The sequence below is a fragment of the Sphingomonas sp. T1 genome, from assembly GCF_902506585.1.
Taxonomy (GTDB): Bacteria; Pseudomonadota; Alphaproteobacteria; order Sphingomonadales; family Sphingomonadaceae; genus Sphingomonas; species Sphingomonas aerolata.
Window position 1 is genome coordinate 3,795,151 of sequence record NZ_LR733875.1, and the last position, 14,619, is coordinate 3,809,769.

8 protein-coding genes are annotated in these 14,619 nt (G+C 69.2%); 3 read left to right on the forward strand and 5 right to left on the reverse strand.

Annotation, left to right across the window (positions count from 1 at the left end; all coding sequences use genetic code 11):
- Position 1 precedes the first annotated feature (1 nt).
- Both GV027_RS17430 and GV027_RS17435 read left to right on the forward strand, forming a co-directional pair.
- Positions 2 to 2,587, forward strand: a complete 2,586-nt coding sequence (locus GV027_RS17430) for a glycoside hydrolase family 3 protein (protein ID WP_159512632.1) — start codon at positions 2 to 4, stop codon at positions 2,585 to 2,587.
- A 30-nt stretch (positions 2,588 to 2,617) separates the two neighbouring features.
- The gene (locus GV027_RS17435; RefSeq protein WP_159512633.1) at positions 2,618 to 6,094 is read left to right on the forward strand and encodes a glycosyl hydrolase 2 galactose-binding domain-containing protein; all 3,477 of its coding nucleotides are present in this window, start codon (positions 2,618 to 2,620) and stop codon (positions 6,092 to 6,094) included.
- Between the two features lies 1 nt (position 6,095).
- On the opposite strand, the gene GV027_RS17440 is transcribed toward GV027_RS17435, so the two are convergent.
- Genes GV027_RS17440 through GV027_RS17450 form a run of 3 tightly spaced genes read right to left on the reverse strand, consistent with a single transcriptional unit; the run spans position 6,096 to position 9,287 of the window.
- On the reverse strand, positions 6,096 to 7,433 hold the full coding sequence (locus GV027_RS17440) for a GntT/GntP/DsdX family permease (protein ID WP_159512634.1): 1,338 nt from the start codon (positions 7,431 to 7,433) through the stop codon (positions 6,096 to 6,098).
- Positions 7,434 to 7,826 carry a RidA family protein gene (locus tag GV027_RS17445; protein ID WP_037531717.1) on the reverse strand — a complete coding sequence of 131 codons (393 nt, stop codon included), beginning with the start codon at positions 7,824 to 7,826 and terminating at the stop codon, positions 7,434 to 7,436.
- Positions 7,827 to 7,838: 12 nt separating this feature from the next.
- The gene (locus GV027_RS17450; protein ID WP_159512635.1) at positions 7,839 to 9,287 is read right to left on the reverse strand and encodes an N-acyl-D-amino-acid deacylase family protein; all 1,449 of its coding nucleotides are present in this window, start codon (positions 9,285 to 9,287) and stop codon (positions 7,839 to 7,841) included.
- A gap of 118 nt (positions 9,288 to 9,405) precedes the next feature.
- Between GV027_RS17450 and GV027_RS17455 the strand changes: the two genes are divergently transcribed.
- The gene (locus GV027_RS17455; protein ID WP_201302645.1) at positions 9,406 to 10,644 is read left to right on the forward strand and encodes an amino acid deaminase; all 1,239 of its coding nucleotides are present in this window, start codon (positions 9,406 to 9,408) and stop codon (positions 10,642 to 10,644) included.
- Positions 10,645 to 10,665: 21 nt separating this feature from the next.
- Here GV027_RS17455 and GV027_RS17460 read toward each other — a convergent pair whose 3' ends face one another.
- Together GV027_RS17460 and GV027_RS17465 are read right to left on the reverse strand one after the other, a co-directional pair.
- A complete protein-coding gene (locus tag GV027_RS17460; protein ID WP_159512636.1) occupies positions 10,666 to 12,978 on the reverse strand; it encodes a GH92 family glycosyl hydrolase in 2,313 nt (770 codons plus the stop codon).
- A gap of 35 nt (positions 12,979 to 13,013) precedes the next feature.
- A complete protein-coding gene (locus GV027_RS17465; protein WP_159512637.1) occupies positions 13,014 to 14,498 on the reverse strand; it encodes a glycoside hydrolase family 125 protein in 1,485 nt (494 codons plus the stop codon).
- Between the last annotated feature and the right edge of the window lie 121 nt (positions 14,499 to 14,619).

Here is a 14,619-nt window from a genome sequence, read left to right on the forward strand (position 1 = left end):
GATGCTGCCGTTCCTGCTGATGGCCGCCGATGTCCAGGCGCCTGATCTTCAAGCGACGCCACCCGCGGTCGAGACGGCGATCGCGGCGATGACGCTGGAGGAGAAGGCCGCGCAGCTCGGCAGCAGCGCGCCGGCGCTGCCCCGGCTCGATCTGCCCGCATATGATTACTGGAGCGAGGGGCTGCACGGCCTCGCGCGCAACGGGATCGCGACCGTCTTTCCACAGGCGATCGGTCTGGCGGCGAGCTGGGATACCGCGCTGCTCGATCAGGTCGGCACGGTTGTCTCGACCGAGGCGCGGGCGAAGTACAACGGCGTGCGCTCGACGCGCGACCGGCGGCGTTTCGCGGGGCTGCACATCTGGTCGCCCAACCTGAACATCTTCCGCGATCCGCGCTGGGGGCGGGGGCAGGAGACCTATGGCGAGGATCCCTATCTGACGGGCAAGCTGGGCGTCGCGTTCGTTCGCGGCATCCAGGGGCCCGACGCTGCGCATCCCAGGGCGATCGCGACGCCGAAGCATTTCGCGGCGCATTCGGGGCCGGAGGCGGGGCGCAACAGCTTCGACGCGGATATCTCCCCGCGCGACATGGCCGGGACCTATACGCCGGCCTTCCGCATGGCGGTGACCGAAGGCCGCGCGCAGTCGATCATGTGCGCCTATAACTCGCTTCACGGCGTACCCGCCTGCGCGTCGTCCGCGTTGCTGACCGATCGCGCGCGCGGCGACTGGGGGTTCGACGGCATGGTCGTGTCGGACTGCGATGCGGTCGGCTATATCTCCGTCTTCCATTATTACCGCCCCGATCTGCCCTCGGCGGCCGCGGCGGCGTTGCAGGCGGGCACCGATCTCGATTGCGGGCCGAGCTATGATGCGCTGCCCGCCGCGGTTCGCAAGGGTCTGGTACCCGAAGCCGCGATCGACACGTCGCTGCGTCGTGTCCTCGCGTCGCGCGCGGCGCTCGGCATCGCCTTTGGCCAGCGCAGCCCCTGGACGCGCATGGCGCCGTCGCAGGTCGACACGCCCGCGCACCGCGCGCTCGCGCAGACCGCGGCGGAAAAGTCGCTGGTGCTGCTCACCAACAAGGACCGGCTGCCGCTCAAGCCCGGGACCCGGATCGCGGTGATTGGGCCCAATGCCGACTCGCTCGACGTGCTCGAGGCGAATTACCACGGCACCGCCAGCGCGCCGATCACGCCGTTGCAGGGCATTCGCGCACGTTTCGGCGCCGATCGCGTCACCTATGCGCAGGGCAGCGGGCTGGCGGCGGGCGTCGCCTTGCCCGTGCCCGAAACCGCCCTGTCCGCGAACGGCAGGCCGGGGCTGACAGGCGAGTATTTCAGCGACGGCGCGATGACCCGGCGGGTCGCGACCCGGCAGGACCGCACGATCGACTTCGACTGGGATCGCGCGCCGCCCGTTCCAGGACTGTCGGGCAAAGGCTACGGCGTCCGCTGGACCGGGCAACTGACGCCGCCGGGCCCCGGCCGCTACCGGCTGCGGCTCGACGTCCCCCGCTGCTTCGACTGCGAAGGCCATGATCCGGTGAAGCTGTGGCTCGACGGCAAGCCGCTGATCACCGACGACGGCAGCGATACCGCAGTCGAGGCGGAGGTCACCGTCACCGACGCCAAACCGCACGACCTCCGCATCGACTATGTGCACGCAAGCGAGGATGGCGGGATCGGCCTGCGCTGGGTCGCACCGATCGACGCGCAGCGCGGCGAGGCGCTCGCCGCCGCCGGCGCAGCGGATGTGGTCGTGGTGTTCACCGGCCTGTCGCCGACGCTCGAGGGCGAGGCGCTGCGGCTCGACGTGCCGGGCTTCCTCGGCGGCGACCGCACCGCGATCGAACTGCCCGAGCCGCAGCGCGCGCTTCTGGAAACGCTCGCCACCGCCGGGAAGCCGATCGTGGTCGTGCAGCTGACCGGCTCCGCGATCGCCGATCCGTGGAGCAGGGACCATGCCGATGCGGTCGTCGCCGCCTGGTATCCGGGCCAGTCCGGCGGGACCGCGATCGCGCGGATGCTGGCGGGCGATATCAATCCGGGCGGGCGCCTGCCGGTGACGGTCTATGCCACGACGCGCGATCTGCCCGCCTATATCGATTACAGCATGAAGAACCGGACCTACCGCTTCTTCAACGGTACGCCGCTTTACCCGTTCGGCCACGGCCTCAGCTACACGCGCTTCGCCTATGCCCCCAGGACGGCACCTTCAGCGAGTGTGACCGCGGGACAGCCGCTGGCGGTCAGCGTCACCGTGACCAACACCGGCAAGCTCGCCGGCGACGAAGTGGTCCAGGCCTATCTCGCACCCGTCGACCCGCAGGAACAGGGGCGGACGATCCCCGTGCTGCAACGCCAGCTCGTCGGGTTCCGCCGGATCCCGCTGCGCGCCGGCGAAGCCAGCACCGTCGACTTCGCCATCGATCCGCGCAGCCTCAGCATGGTCGAGCATGACGGCACGCATGCCGTCGTGCCGGGTCGCTACCGGCTGTTCGTCGGCGGCGGGCAGCCCGGGGGCGCGGCGGGGATCTGGACGGACGTGACGATCACCGGGACGCGGACCGTGCTGCCGAAATAACGCGAACGACACCCAAGGGGAACCTGCGAGATGAGTGCCATCAGGATCTATACGGCGTCGCTGTGCGCCGGCGTCGCCGCCATGCAGGGGCCGGCGCAGGCGGCGGCACAGCAGGTCGACTGGCCGTCGTCGCGGATCGCGCACCCGAAGCGGGCGGCGATCGGGCCGTATAACGCGGTGTTCCTCGCCGGGTCCGACGGTCTCGAACGTCCGGTACAGGGCTATGCCGCCGACGGGGCGCTGCCGCCGATGCCGCAATGGACGATGCGCGCGTGGATCAACCCGACGCTGCTGCCCAAGGGGCGCGTGCCGGTCGCGGCGATCGGCAACCCCGCCGACGCAGCCGCCCGCCTGTTTGCGCTCGACGACGGCAAGCCCGTTTTCCAGATGGGCGCGACGACGCTCCGCGCCACTGCGGCGATCACTCGCGAGTCCTGGCACCTGCTGACCGCGACCGCGGATGCGGGGCGGGTGCGCTTCTTCGTCGACGGGCGGCTCGTCGGCACCGCCACTGCCGAGGCGATGCCGCCGGCCACCGGCGTCGTCGCGCTCGGACCGCGCCTGCCCGGTCAGCCCGGGTTTGCGGGGCGGATCGCCGCGTTCGCGCTCGATCCCGTGCTGCTCGGCGCACCCGCGATCGCCACGCTCGCCCGGCGTCAGCCCGACGCGGCGCTGATCCGGTTCGAGGATGCCAGCCCGTCCTGGCCGCTGCAGGTCAAGACGCAATATGGCCTGACCGCCCCGCAACCGGCCTGGGAGCTCCCAACCGGCAAGGCGCCCTTCTCGAAGCCCGTCGCAAGCCCCGTATCGACCGCCCCTGCGCTCGCGCCGACGCGCGAGGGGCATTATGCCGTCAATGCCTGGCGCCTGGTCGCGGCGCCGACCGTGGCGGCGAACGGGGCCGCGATCTCGCAGCCGGGGTTCGATGCCTGCTCATGGCATGCCGCGACCGTGCCGGGCACGGTGCTGACGACGCTCGTCGATCGCGGCGTCTATCCCGATCCGACGATCGGCCTGAACAACATGGCGATCCCAGAAAGCCTGTCGCGGCAATCCTGGTGGTATCGCAGCGAATTCACACTGCCCGCGACCCCGGCCAAGCGGCTGACGCTGACGTTCGACGGCGTCAACTATGCGGCGCAGGTGTGGGTCAACGGCACCGCGATCGGCGACGTGAAGGGCGCCTTTATCCGCGGGCGGTTCGACGTGACCGACCGGCTCCGGCCCGGGCAGCGCAACAGCATCGCGGTGCTGGTCGCGCCGCCGCCGCATCCCGGCATCGCGCACGAACAGTCGCTCGCCGGCGGGCGCGGCGACAATGGCGGCGCGTTGATGAGCGACGGTCCGACCTTCGGCGCGAGCGAGGGGTGGGACTGGATCCCCGGCGTGCGCGATCGCAACACCGGGCTGTGGCAGGGGGTCGATCTCGCCGCGACCGGGTTCGTGACGATCGGCGATCCGGCGGTCTCGACCCGTCTGCCGCGGCCCGACAATGCGGTCGCAGAGGTGTCGATCGAGGTCCCGGTGACGAACCACGGCACCGCGCCGGCCTCGGCGACCGTGCGCGCGGCGTTCGACGATGTCGCGGTCGAACAGCGTGTGACGCTTCCGGCCGGTGCCAGCCAGGTCGTGCGCTTCACCCCGAGCAGCTTCCCGCAGCTCGCGGTGCAGAAGCCGAAACTCTGGTGGCCCAACGGCTATGGCGATCCGGCGCTGCACCGGCTCGATCTGACGGTGGCGAGCGACCGGGTCGTGTCCGACCGCCGCAGTCTTGATTTCGGGATGCGCAGCGTCACGTATGAACTGTCGTCGCTCGACACCACGGGGGCGTTGCGGCGTGTGCTGGTCGATACCGCGCTCGCGCATGATCTCGGCACGCCGGTGATCGACGAACGCCACCCGGCGTTGCGCAAGGTCCGCGGCGGCTGGGCGAATTCGCTGATGCCGGGGGCGGAGACATCACCTGCGGTCACTGCATTGCCCGACGATCCGCTGTCGCCGCAGATGGTGCTGCGCGTCAACGGCGTCCGCATCGCCGCGCGCGGTGGCAACTGGGGCATGGACGACATGATGAAGCGGGTCGGCACCGACCGGCTGACCCCCTATTTCCGGCTCCACCGCGAGGCGGGGATGAACATCATCCGCAACTGGATGGGGCAGAGCACCGAAGAGGCGTTCTACGCGCTCGCCGACCGCCATGGGCTGATGGTGCTCAACGACTTCTGGGAATCGACGCAGGACAATGACGCGGAGGCGCAGGACGTGCCGCTGTTCGTCGCCAATGCGCGTGACGTGGTGCGGCGCTATCGCACCCACCCGTCGATCATCCTCTGGTTCGGCCGCAACGAAGGCGTGCCGCAGCCGATCCTGCAGACCGCGCTGCAGGACATGGTCTGGCAGGAGGACGGCACCCGGCTCTACAAGGGCAATTCGCGGGTCATCAATCTCGGCGGATCGGGGCCTTATGAATGGCACCCGCCGGAGGATTATTTCACCGGCTATCCGCACGGCTTCGCGATCGAGGTCGGCACGGCGAGCTTTCCGACGCTGGAATCGTGGCAGCGCATCGTCCCCGTCGAGGATCGCTGGCCGATCAGCGACACCTGGGTCTATCACGACTGGCACCAGGAACGCGGCGTCTCGATGGCGAGCTTCGTGCGCGCGATGGACACCGAATTCGGTCCGGCCCGGGATCTCGCGGATTTCGAGCGCAAGGCGCAGATGCTCAACTACGAATCGCACCGCGCGATCTTCGAAGGGTTCAATGCCGGGCTGTGGACCACCAACAGCGCCCGGATGCTGTGGATGACGCACCCCGCCTGGCCCTCGAGCGATTTCCAGATCTACTCGTCGGACTATGACACGCACGCCGCGTTCTACGGCACCAAGAAGGGGGCGGAGCCGGTTCACATCCAGATGAACCAGCCGGGCCGTCAGGTGGTGATGGTCAACACCACGCGCCGGCCGCTGACCGGTGTCAAGGCCACCGCGCGGGTCACCGATCTGACCGGCGCGACCGTCGCGACCCACGCGCAGACCGTCGACCTGCCTGCGAACGCCACCGTCGCGCTCTTCCCGCTGGCGCTCGATGCGGCGCTGGCGAAGGGGCCAGTGCTGGTCCGGCTCGACGCGTCGGCCGCCGACGGGAGCCGCGTGTCGGAGAATTTCTACTGGCAGGCGGCGAACCCCGCGGATCTGCGTGCGCTGTCCGCGATGCCGCAGGCCACGCTCCGGGCTGATGTTGCGGCAGGGACGGCGGCGGCGGGCGAGCGATCGCTCCGGGTCACGCTGTCCAATCGGGGCACGACACCCGCGTTGCAGACCAAGCTGACGCTGTTCGACGGCAAGGGCGTGCAGATCCTCCCGGCCTATTTCAGCGACAATTACGTCTCGCTGCTGCCCGGAGAGACGCGTGACGTCACCGTCGCCTATCCCGGCGACCGCGGCGTCGCCACGGTGCGGCTGCGCGGGTGGAACAGCCCCGCGACGACGATCGGGGGCAGATAGGCTAGACGACCAGCGACAGCAGCAGCGTCAGTGCCAGCCCGACCACTGAGATCAGCGTCTCGCACACGGTCCAGCTGCGGATCGTGTCGGCGACGCTCAGCCCGAAATACTCCTTCACCAGCCAGAAGCCGCCATCGTTGACGTGGCTGAGGATCACCGATCCCGCACCGGTCGCGAGCACCAGCAGCTCGGGCCGGATACCGGGATTGGCCGCGGCCAGCGGCGCGATGATCCCGGCGGCGGTCGCCATCGACACCGTCGCCGACCCGGTCGCCACGCGCATCAGCGCCGCGATCAGCCAGGCGAGCAGGACAATCGGCATATGGACGCTGGTCGCCGCGGCGACGATCGCGTCGGATACGCCGCTATCGATCAGGACGCGGCCGAATCCTGCGCCCACGCCGACCACCAGCGTGATCATCGCGGTCGGCGCGAGGCAGTCGTTGGTGAACTTCTGGATCGTCCCGAGGTTCATCCCGCGCGCGAGCCCCAGCGTCCAGTAGCTGACGAGCACCGCGGCGAGCAGCGCGACGACCGGCGTGCCGACGAAGCGGAGGATGCCGTCGAGCCGCGATCCGGGCAGCGCGATCATCGTCGCGAGGCTGCCGGCGAGCATCAGCACGACGGGCAGCAGCAATGTCGCAAGCGTGATGCCGAAGCCGGGCAGGCTCCGCGTGTCCTCGGCCTCGACGACCGCTGCGGGGGCGATCGGCTGCGGTGCGAGATGCCGGATCACCAGCCGGCCATAAAGCGGTCCGGCGATCGCGGCGGTCGGGATGCCGACGATCAGCGCGAACAGCACGGTGAGCCCGACATCCGCATTATACGCCTGCGTCGCTAGCAACGCTGCGGGGTGCGGCGGGACCATCGCATGCACCACCGACAGCCCCGCCGCCATCGGCAGCCCCATCCGCATCGGATGCTGCCCGAGCCGTCGCGCCAGCGTGAAGACGATCGGCATCAGCAGCACGAAGCCGACCTCGAAGAACACCGGCAGGCCGACGATCAGCGCGACCGTCATCATCGCCCAGTCGGCGCGTGCAGGGCCGAAAAAGCCGATCACGCTGTCCGCGATCCGCTCCGCGCCGCGGCTTTCGACCATCATCTTGCCGAGGATCGTGCCGAGCCCGACGACCAGCGCGATATGCCCGAGCGCACCACCGACGCCCGCCTCGAAGCTCTTGACGATCGATCCGAGCGGGATGCCGACGACCAGCGCGAGCGCGAGCGACACCAGCGTCAGCGCGATGAACGGGCTCAGCCGCACCCGCACGATCAGCACGATGAGCGCGGCGACCGCGATCGCCGCCTCGGTCAGCAGCATGCCGCCCGGCTGCATTTACGGTTTCTTCCAGGCGACGCAGTCGACCTCGACCTTGCAGTCGACGACCATCTGCGACACGACGCAGGCGCGCGCGGGGGGATGCGCGCCGAAATACTCCTTAAACACGCGGTTGAACGACATGAAGTCGCGCGCGTCGTCCAGCCATACGCCACAGCGCACGACATGCTCGGGGCCATATCCGGCTTCCTCGAGGATCTTCAGCACGTTGCGGATCGCCTGATGCGTCTGCGGGATGATGCCGCCGTCGATCACCTCGCCATCGACCATCGGCACCTGGCCCGATACGAACAGCCAGCCATCCGCGCCGACCGCGCGCGCGAACGGCAGATGCTGGCCGCCGGTGCCGCTGCCGCCTTCGACGCCATAACGCTTGAGTCCGTCCGTCATCTGATCATTCCTTCACTGGGTAATGGGGTTTGCGCGGCGCAGCAGGCGGCCCGCGCGGGCGCCGGTCGGTCGGCCGAGCGCGAGCGTCGCGACGCCGTTGACCCAGACACCGACCACGCCATCGGCTGCGGTCGTCGGCTCGTCATAGGTCGCACGGTCGGCGATGCGCGCGGGGTCGAACAATACGAGATCCGCGGCGAGCCCTTCGCGGACATAGCCGCGGTCGTGCAGGCCGAAGCGATCGGCGGGAAGCCCGGTCATCTTGCGGATCGCGGTCGCCAGCGGGAACAGGCCGCGGTCGCGCGCATAATGGCCGAGCACGCGCGGGAAACTGCCCCATAGCCGCGGATGCGGCCGGGGATCGCAGGGCAGGCCGTCCGACCCGACCATCGTCAGCGGATGCGCGAGGATCCGGTCGACATCGCTGTCGGTCATGCAGTGATACACCGCACCCGCCGGTTGCAGCCGCGTTGCGGCGGCGCGCAGGTCGACGCCCCAATCGGCCGCGATGTCCGCGAGCATCCGCCCCGCCTGGGCGGGCTCGGCGTCCGACCAGGTGATCCGGATCGGCGTCTCCGGCACGACCTGCTTCAGATCGAGCGTCGAGGAGCTTGCCGTATAGGGGTAGCAGTCGCACCCGACCGGCTGATGCGCATCGGCGTCCTCGATCATCGCGAGGATTTCGCCGCTGCGACCATATTGCGGTGCGCCCGCGCATTTGAGATGCGACACGATCACGCGTGCGGCGGCGTGCCGGCCGATCGCGAACGCCTCGTCCAGCGCGGGGACGATCGCCGCCGCCTCGCTGCGCAGATGCGTGCAATAGAGCGCGCCGGTACCGCGCAACGCCTCGGCGATCGCCATCACCTCCGCGGTCGAGGCGGCGTTTGCATTGGCATAGGCGAGCCCGGTCGACAGCCCGAACGCGCCCGCCGCCAGCCCGTCCTCCAGGTCGCGGCGCATCGCCGCGCGTTCGTCGTCGCTCGCATCGCGGTCGAACCCGTCCATGTGCCGCGCACGCAGCGCGGTATGGCCGATCAGCGCGACGACATTGGTGGCCGGGACCGCGGCGTCCACCGCCTGCGCATAGGCCGCGAAATCGGAATAGCGGAATTCGTCCGCACCACCGAGCAGGACCAGCGGGTCGGGCAGGGGGGCATGCGCGCTCAGATCACTGCCTGCGCTGATCCCGCAATTGCCGACCACCACCGTCGTCACGCCCTGCGTCACCTTCGCGGTCATCGCGGGCGCCGCGATCACGACCAGATCGTCATGCGTATGCGCGTCGATGAACCCGGGTGCGAGCGCCAGGCCCCGCCCGTCGATCGCGCCTGGCGGCGGCGACGCGGCGGCTGCCGCGACCCGCGCGATGATCCCGTCGCCTATCTCGACGTCGGCGCGGAAGGCCGCGCCGCCGCTGCCGTCATACACGTCGACACCGGCAATGACTGTCGCCATCATTTCACCTCCCAGAGGTTCCAGAGGTCAGTGCCACGCGTCTGTCGTGGCCGGGCTGGATCGACACTGTCACCGCGGGTCGAAATAATGTAAACAATTTTCTTTATCTGGGAGGTCTGCCGTGAGCGACGTCGGTGTGAAGCTGCACAAGGGTATCGGTCGGGATGCGGCCGCGCGCTGGAACCTGCTCGCGGGGGACGTCATGTTTCCGGCGGCGGTGCTCGATGCGCGGCGGATGCAGCATAATCTCGACTGGATGCGCGCGTTCATCGATGCCTATGGCGTGTCGCTCGCCCCGCACGGCAAGACGACGATGGCGCCCGCGCTCTTCAAACGCCAGATCGATGCCGGCGCGTGGGGTATCACGGTCGCCACCAGCCAGCAGGCGCAGGTCGCGGCGGCGCACGGCATCGACACCATCCTGATCGCGAACCAGATCGTCGGCGACGCCAATATCGCCGCGATCGTCGATCTGCTCGCCGATCCTGCGCTCCGGCTGATCTGCATCGTCGATTCCGCCGCCGGGGTGGCGCTGCTCGGGGAGGCCTGCCGCGCCGCCGACGTGTCGCTCGACCTGCTCGTCGAACTCGCCCCCGAACCCGACCAGTCGGGCTTCCGCACCGGCGTCCGCGATGCCGCCGCGCTTGCCGGGGTGCTCGACGCGGTCGCGCACTGGCCGGGGCATCTCCATCTCGCCGGGGTCGAATTCTACGAAGGGGTGCTGAGCGACGAGGCGGAGGTCCGGCGGTTCATCCGTCGTGCGGTGACGATCACGCGCGATCTGCTCGCGACGGGGCGGATCGCGCGGACGCCCGCGATCCTGTCGGGGGCGGGCTCGGCCTGGTACGACGTCGTCGCGGAGGAAACCGCCGCGCTGGCAAAGGCCGGCGATGTCCAGGTCGTGCTGCGCCCCGGCTGCTACATCAGCCATGACGACGGCCTGTACCGCATCGCGCAGGAACAGATCCTCAAGCGCAATCCGGTCGCGCCGAGCTTTGGCGACGCGCTGCTGCCCGCGCTGCGCGTATGGGCGGTGGTGCAGTCGATCCCCGATCCGGCGCGCGCGGTCATCGCGATGGGCAAGCGCGACGTCGCCTTCGATGCCGGGCTCCCCCGGCCCGCGACGCTGTTCCGCAAGGCGCGCGACCGCCGCCCGGTCGACGCCCCCGCGCACTGGGCGGTGACCGGGCTGATGGACCAGCACGCCTATCTGGCGATCACCCCCGGCGATGACATCGCGGTCGGCGACGTCATCGCCTTCGACATCTCGCACCCCTGCCTCACCTTCGACAAATGGCGGCGGGTGCTGGTCGTCGACGACGATTTCACCTGCGTCGAGGTGGTCGAGACCTTCTTCTGATCCCGCCCCCGGCAGCGGGCGTCAGCGCGGCGCCGAGGGCGGACGGTCCTCGGCGCGCGTGCCGAAGCGCGACGGCTTCGCGCCCATCGTGAATTCCAGCTCGCCGCCCTGGATCAGGTCGGCATGCGCGATCCAGTTGCGGGTCCAGGGCTTGCCGTTCCAGCGCACCGACTGGACATAGGGCCGGTCGGGCGCATTGCCGATCGCGCGCACCCGGAGCGTCTTGCCCGCGCCGACGCGCATCTCGGCGCTGTCGAACAGCGGCGACCCGAAGACATAGATCCCCGTTGTCGGATCGACCGGATAGAAGCCGAGCGACGACAGGATGAACCACGCGCTCATCTGGCCGCAATCGTCGTTGCCGATCACGCCGTCGGGATCGTCCTTGTACATCTCGGTACACAGCCGGCGGACCATCGCCTGGGTTTTCCACGGCGTCCCGACATAGGCATAGAGATACGCCACATGATGCCCGGGCTCGTTGCCGTGCGCATATTGCCCGACCAGCCCGGCGATGTCGGGTGGCGCGTTGGCGGGCAGCGTCGAGGGTGCGTTGAAGAAGGAATCGATCTTCGCGTCATACGCCGCATCGCCGCCGAAATGCGCGATCAGCCCGTATATGTCGTGCTGGTTCAGGAAGGTCGCCTGCCAGCCATTCGCCTCGGTATAGTCCCGCCACCGCGGTTGCGGCATGTGGCCGAGCTGGATCGGATCATAGGCCGCCCACCAGCTTCCGTCGGCGAAGCGCGGCCGGGCAAAGCCGATCTTCGGATCGATCACGTTGCGCCAGTTGCCGCTGCGCTTGCGGAGCAGCGCCGCATCGTCGGTCTTGCCGATCGCGTCGGCGAGCAGCGCCATCGCATGGTCGTCATAGGCATATTCCTGCGTCCGGCTGACCGACTCCTTGATCTTGTCCGCGGGGATGTAGCCGAGCCGCATGTAATGATCGCGGCCGAGCGTCGCGAGGCTGTCCTTGTATTGCGGGTCGAAGGCACGCCGGCGGATATTGGGCCAGGCCGCCGCATAATCGGCCTTGATCCCCTTGGCATGCGCCTCGGCGAGCACCGCGACCGAATGCCAGCCGTTCATGCACCCGGTCTCGAACCCCTGCAACGGCCAGGTCGGCGGGCCATAGGGGCTCTGCTGCGTCTGGCGGATGAGATCGTGGACGAAGCGCTCCGCCATGTCGGGACGGACCAGCGTCATCAACGGATGCAGCGCGCGATACGTGTCCCACAGCGAATAGGCGCTGTACGCGCGTTCGGTCGCGGGCAGGGTGTGGACCTGCTGGTCGAGCCCGACATAGCGACCGTCGCGGTCGCTGAACAAGGTCGGGCCCATCAGCGTGTGGTAGAGCGCGCTCGCCATGATCGTCCGCTGCGCCGGCGTCCCGCCCGCGACCCGGACCATGTCCAGTTCCTTCGCCCAGATCCGCCGCGCGGCGGCGCAGGTCGCGTCGAATGTCCAGCCCGGTGCCTCGGCCAGTGCGCCGCGCGCCCCTGCGACGTCGACCGCCGAGATGCCGGTCTTGACCAGGATCGGTGCCGCGCCCGCATCGTCGAAGAACAGCGCGACCTTCAGCCGGTGCCCGGTCACGCCGCGCCCGCCGCCTGCGACCGGCGTGTCGCCGTCGCCATAGAATTGCACGCGGTCGGGCTTGCGCGACAGCTGCATCGCGAAATGGATGCGGCGCCCCTCCGCCCAGCGGAAGACCTGGCGGCTGCCCGTCAGCAGGCCGTCCTCGCCGATCGCCAGCGACGCGTCCTCGATCCGGATCGCCTCCTCCGCGGTCTCCTGCTTGCAGTGCGTCAGGTCGATCAGGATATGCCCCGGACCCTTGGCAAAGGTGTAGCGGTGCAGCCCGGTCCGCTCCGTCGCGGTCAGCTCCGCGAGCACGCCCGACTCGAGCTTGACGCGGTAATAGCCCGGCTCGGCATGTTCGTCGGTATAGCGCTGGCGATAGCCGTCGGACGGCGTCTCGCGCGGCCCCGCGACGAGCTTCAGCGGCTTGCGCGTCGGCACCAGCAGCACGTCGAGCATGTCGCCGATCCCGGTCCCCGACAAATGCGTGTGCGAGAAGCCCATGATCGAGCGGTCGGACTGGTGATAGCCCGAACAGGCATCCCAGCCATGATTGTTGGTATCCGGCGAAAGCTGGACCATCCCGAACGGCAGGGTCGCGCCGGGGAAGGTATGGCCATGCCCGCCCGTGCCGATGAACAGGTCGGGTCTGGTGACTGCCGGCGACTGCGCGCGTGCGGCAAGGGGAAGGGCCGTGCCGAACGCGGCAAGGGTCGAGCCGGCAAGCAGCTCGCGACGGGTGGCGCGGATCACGCGGTGGTCTCCTAAAGGTAGGACGGTCGGGGGAATCAGAAGGTCTCGCGCAGCAGGGCGGGTCGGCGGCGCTCGAGATCGAGGATCAGGTCGCCGAACAGCCCGTTCGCCCAGGCGAACCAGGGCCGCGAGAAGCGTTTGGGGTCATCCTTGTCGAACGATTCGTGGATGAAGCCGGTGCCCGCGTCGGTCGTCTTGAGCCAGCGCAGGCATTGCCGGATTTCCGCATCGTCGTCGCTGGTCATCGCGCGGACGATGATCGACATCGGCCAGATCATGCCCAGCCCCTTGTGCGGGCCGCCGATCCCGTCCGCCGCGCTGCCGGTGAAGAAATACGGATTGCGCGCGCTCCAGGCGGCCGCCCGGGTCCGACGGTACAGTGGATCGGTGCGCGACGCGGCGCCGAGCAGCGGCAGCGCCGACAGGCTCGGCACGTTCGCATCGTCCATGAAGATCGCATTGCCGAACCCGTCCACCTCGAACGCCCAGACGTCCCCGCCCGTGCCCGTGCCGCCCGTGCCGCCTGCGCGATCCGCCATCCGGCCATGCGTGCGCAGCGCCGCGTCGACCTCGTCGGCGAGCGCAATGCACTCGGCCGCCGCCGCGCTGTCGTGCCGCGCCTCGACATGAACCTTGGCGAGCATGCGCAGCGCCGACACCGCGAACAGGTTCGACGGGATCAGGAAGGGCAGCGTGCAGGCATCGTCCGAGGGGCGGAACATCGAATGGATCAGCCCGACCTTGCGCGTCGGCGCACCGACGCCTTTCAGCATCAGCGTTTCGGTCGCGTGGCGATTGACGCGCTCGAACCGGTACGGGCCGTCATCGGTCTTGCGCTGCTGCTCGCGCATCGTCGCCACCGCCCGCGCCATCGCCTTGGCCCAGAGCGCGTCGAACGGCGCGGTATCGCGCGTCTCGCTCCAGTAGCCATAGGCGAGCCGCATCGGATAGCAGAGCGAATCGAGCTCCCATTTGCGTTCGGCAACGCCCGCGCGCATCTCGGTCAGGTCGTCGATCGCGCCCAGGTTCGACTTGGCCTGCGGATCCGCCATGAAGGCATTGGCGTAGGAATCGATCAGGATGCACCGCGCCTGGCGCTGGATGACGCCGTGGAACAGGCGGCGCAGCGCCGGGTCGCGGCGGCAGAGATGGACATAGGTCTGCATCTGCGCCGAGCTGTCGCGCAGCCACATCGCCTCGATATCGCCGGTGATGACGAACCCGTCCGGCTTGCCGTCGACGATCCCCAACCGGACCGTCGTGTCGAGCGTGTTGGGATAACAGGTCTCGAACAGATGGCGCAGCGCGGGATCCGCGATCCTCGCCTTCACCCGCACGATCTCCTGCTCGACCACCGGGCTGACGAAGCGACGCTGATCGCGCGGCGGCCGGGCACCGCCAGCGACGGGCGCCGCCGCCGCGACCCCGAACGCGGGCGTCGCCGCTGCCGTGCACAGCACCGCGGCGCCGGCCTTCAGCATGTCGCGGCGAAGTAGTGCAGAAGATGACACCCCGATCATGCGGCCGACATCTTCGCACACGCAAGTCCGGGAAGAACATTGCTCCGTACACGCTTCACCAATCGCCCGGTTTCCTTGCAGGGGATGCCTCGTGATGCTGCCAATGCGCCTCTCCAATACA

Bases quoted from the DNA above. Each gene is read 5' to 3' on its own strand.
- GV027_RS17440 (WP_159512634.1), bottom strand. From the start codon at position 7,433: ATGCAGCCGGGCGGCATGCTGCTGACCGAGGCGGCGATCGCGGTCGCC.
- GV027_RS17445 (WP_037531717.1), bottom strand. From the start codon at position 7,826: ATGACGGACGGACTCAAGCGTTATGGCGTCGAAGGCGGCAGCGGCACC.
- GV027_RS17430 (WP_159512632.1), top strand. From the start codon at position 2: ATGCTGCCGTTCCTGCTGATGGCCGCCGATGTCCAGGCGCCTGATCTT.
- GV027_RS17465 (WP_159512637.1), bottom strand. From the start codon at position 14,498: ATGATCGGGGTGTCATCTTCTGCACTACTTCGCCGCGACATGCTGAAG.
- GV027_RS17450 (WP_159512635.1), bottom strand. From the start codon at position 9,287: ATGATGGCGACAGTCATTGCCGGTGTCGACGTGTATGACGGCAGCGGC.
- GV027_RS17435 (WP_159512633.1), top strand. From the start codon at position 2,618: ATGAGTGCCATCAGGATCTATACGGCGTCGCTGTGCGCCGGCGTCGCC.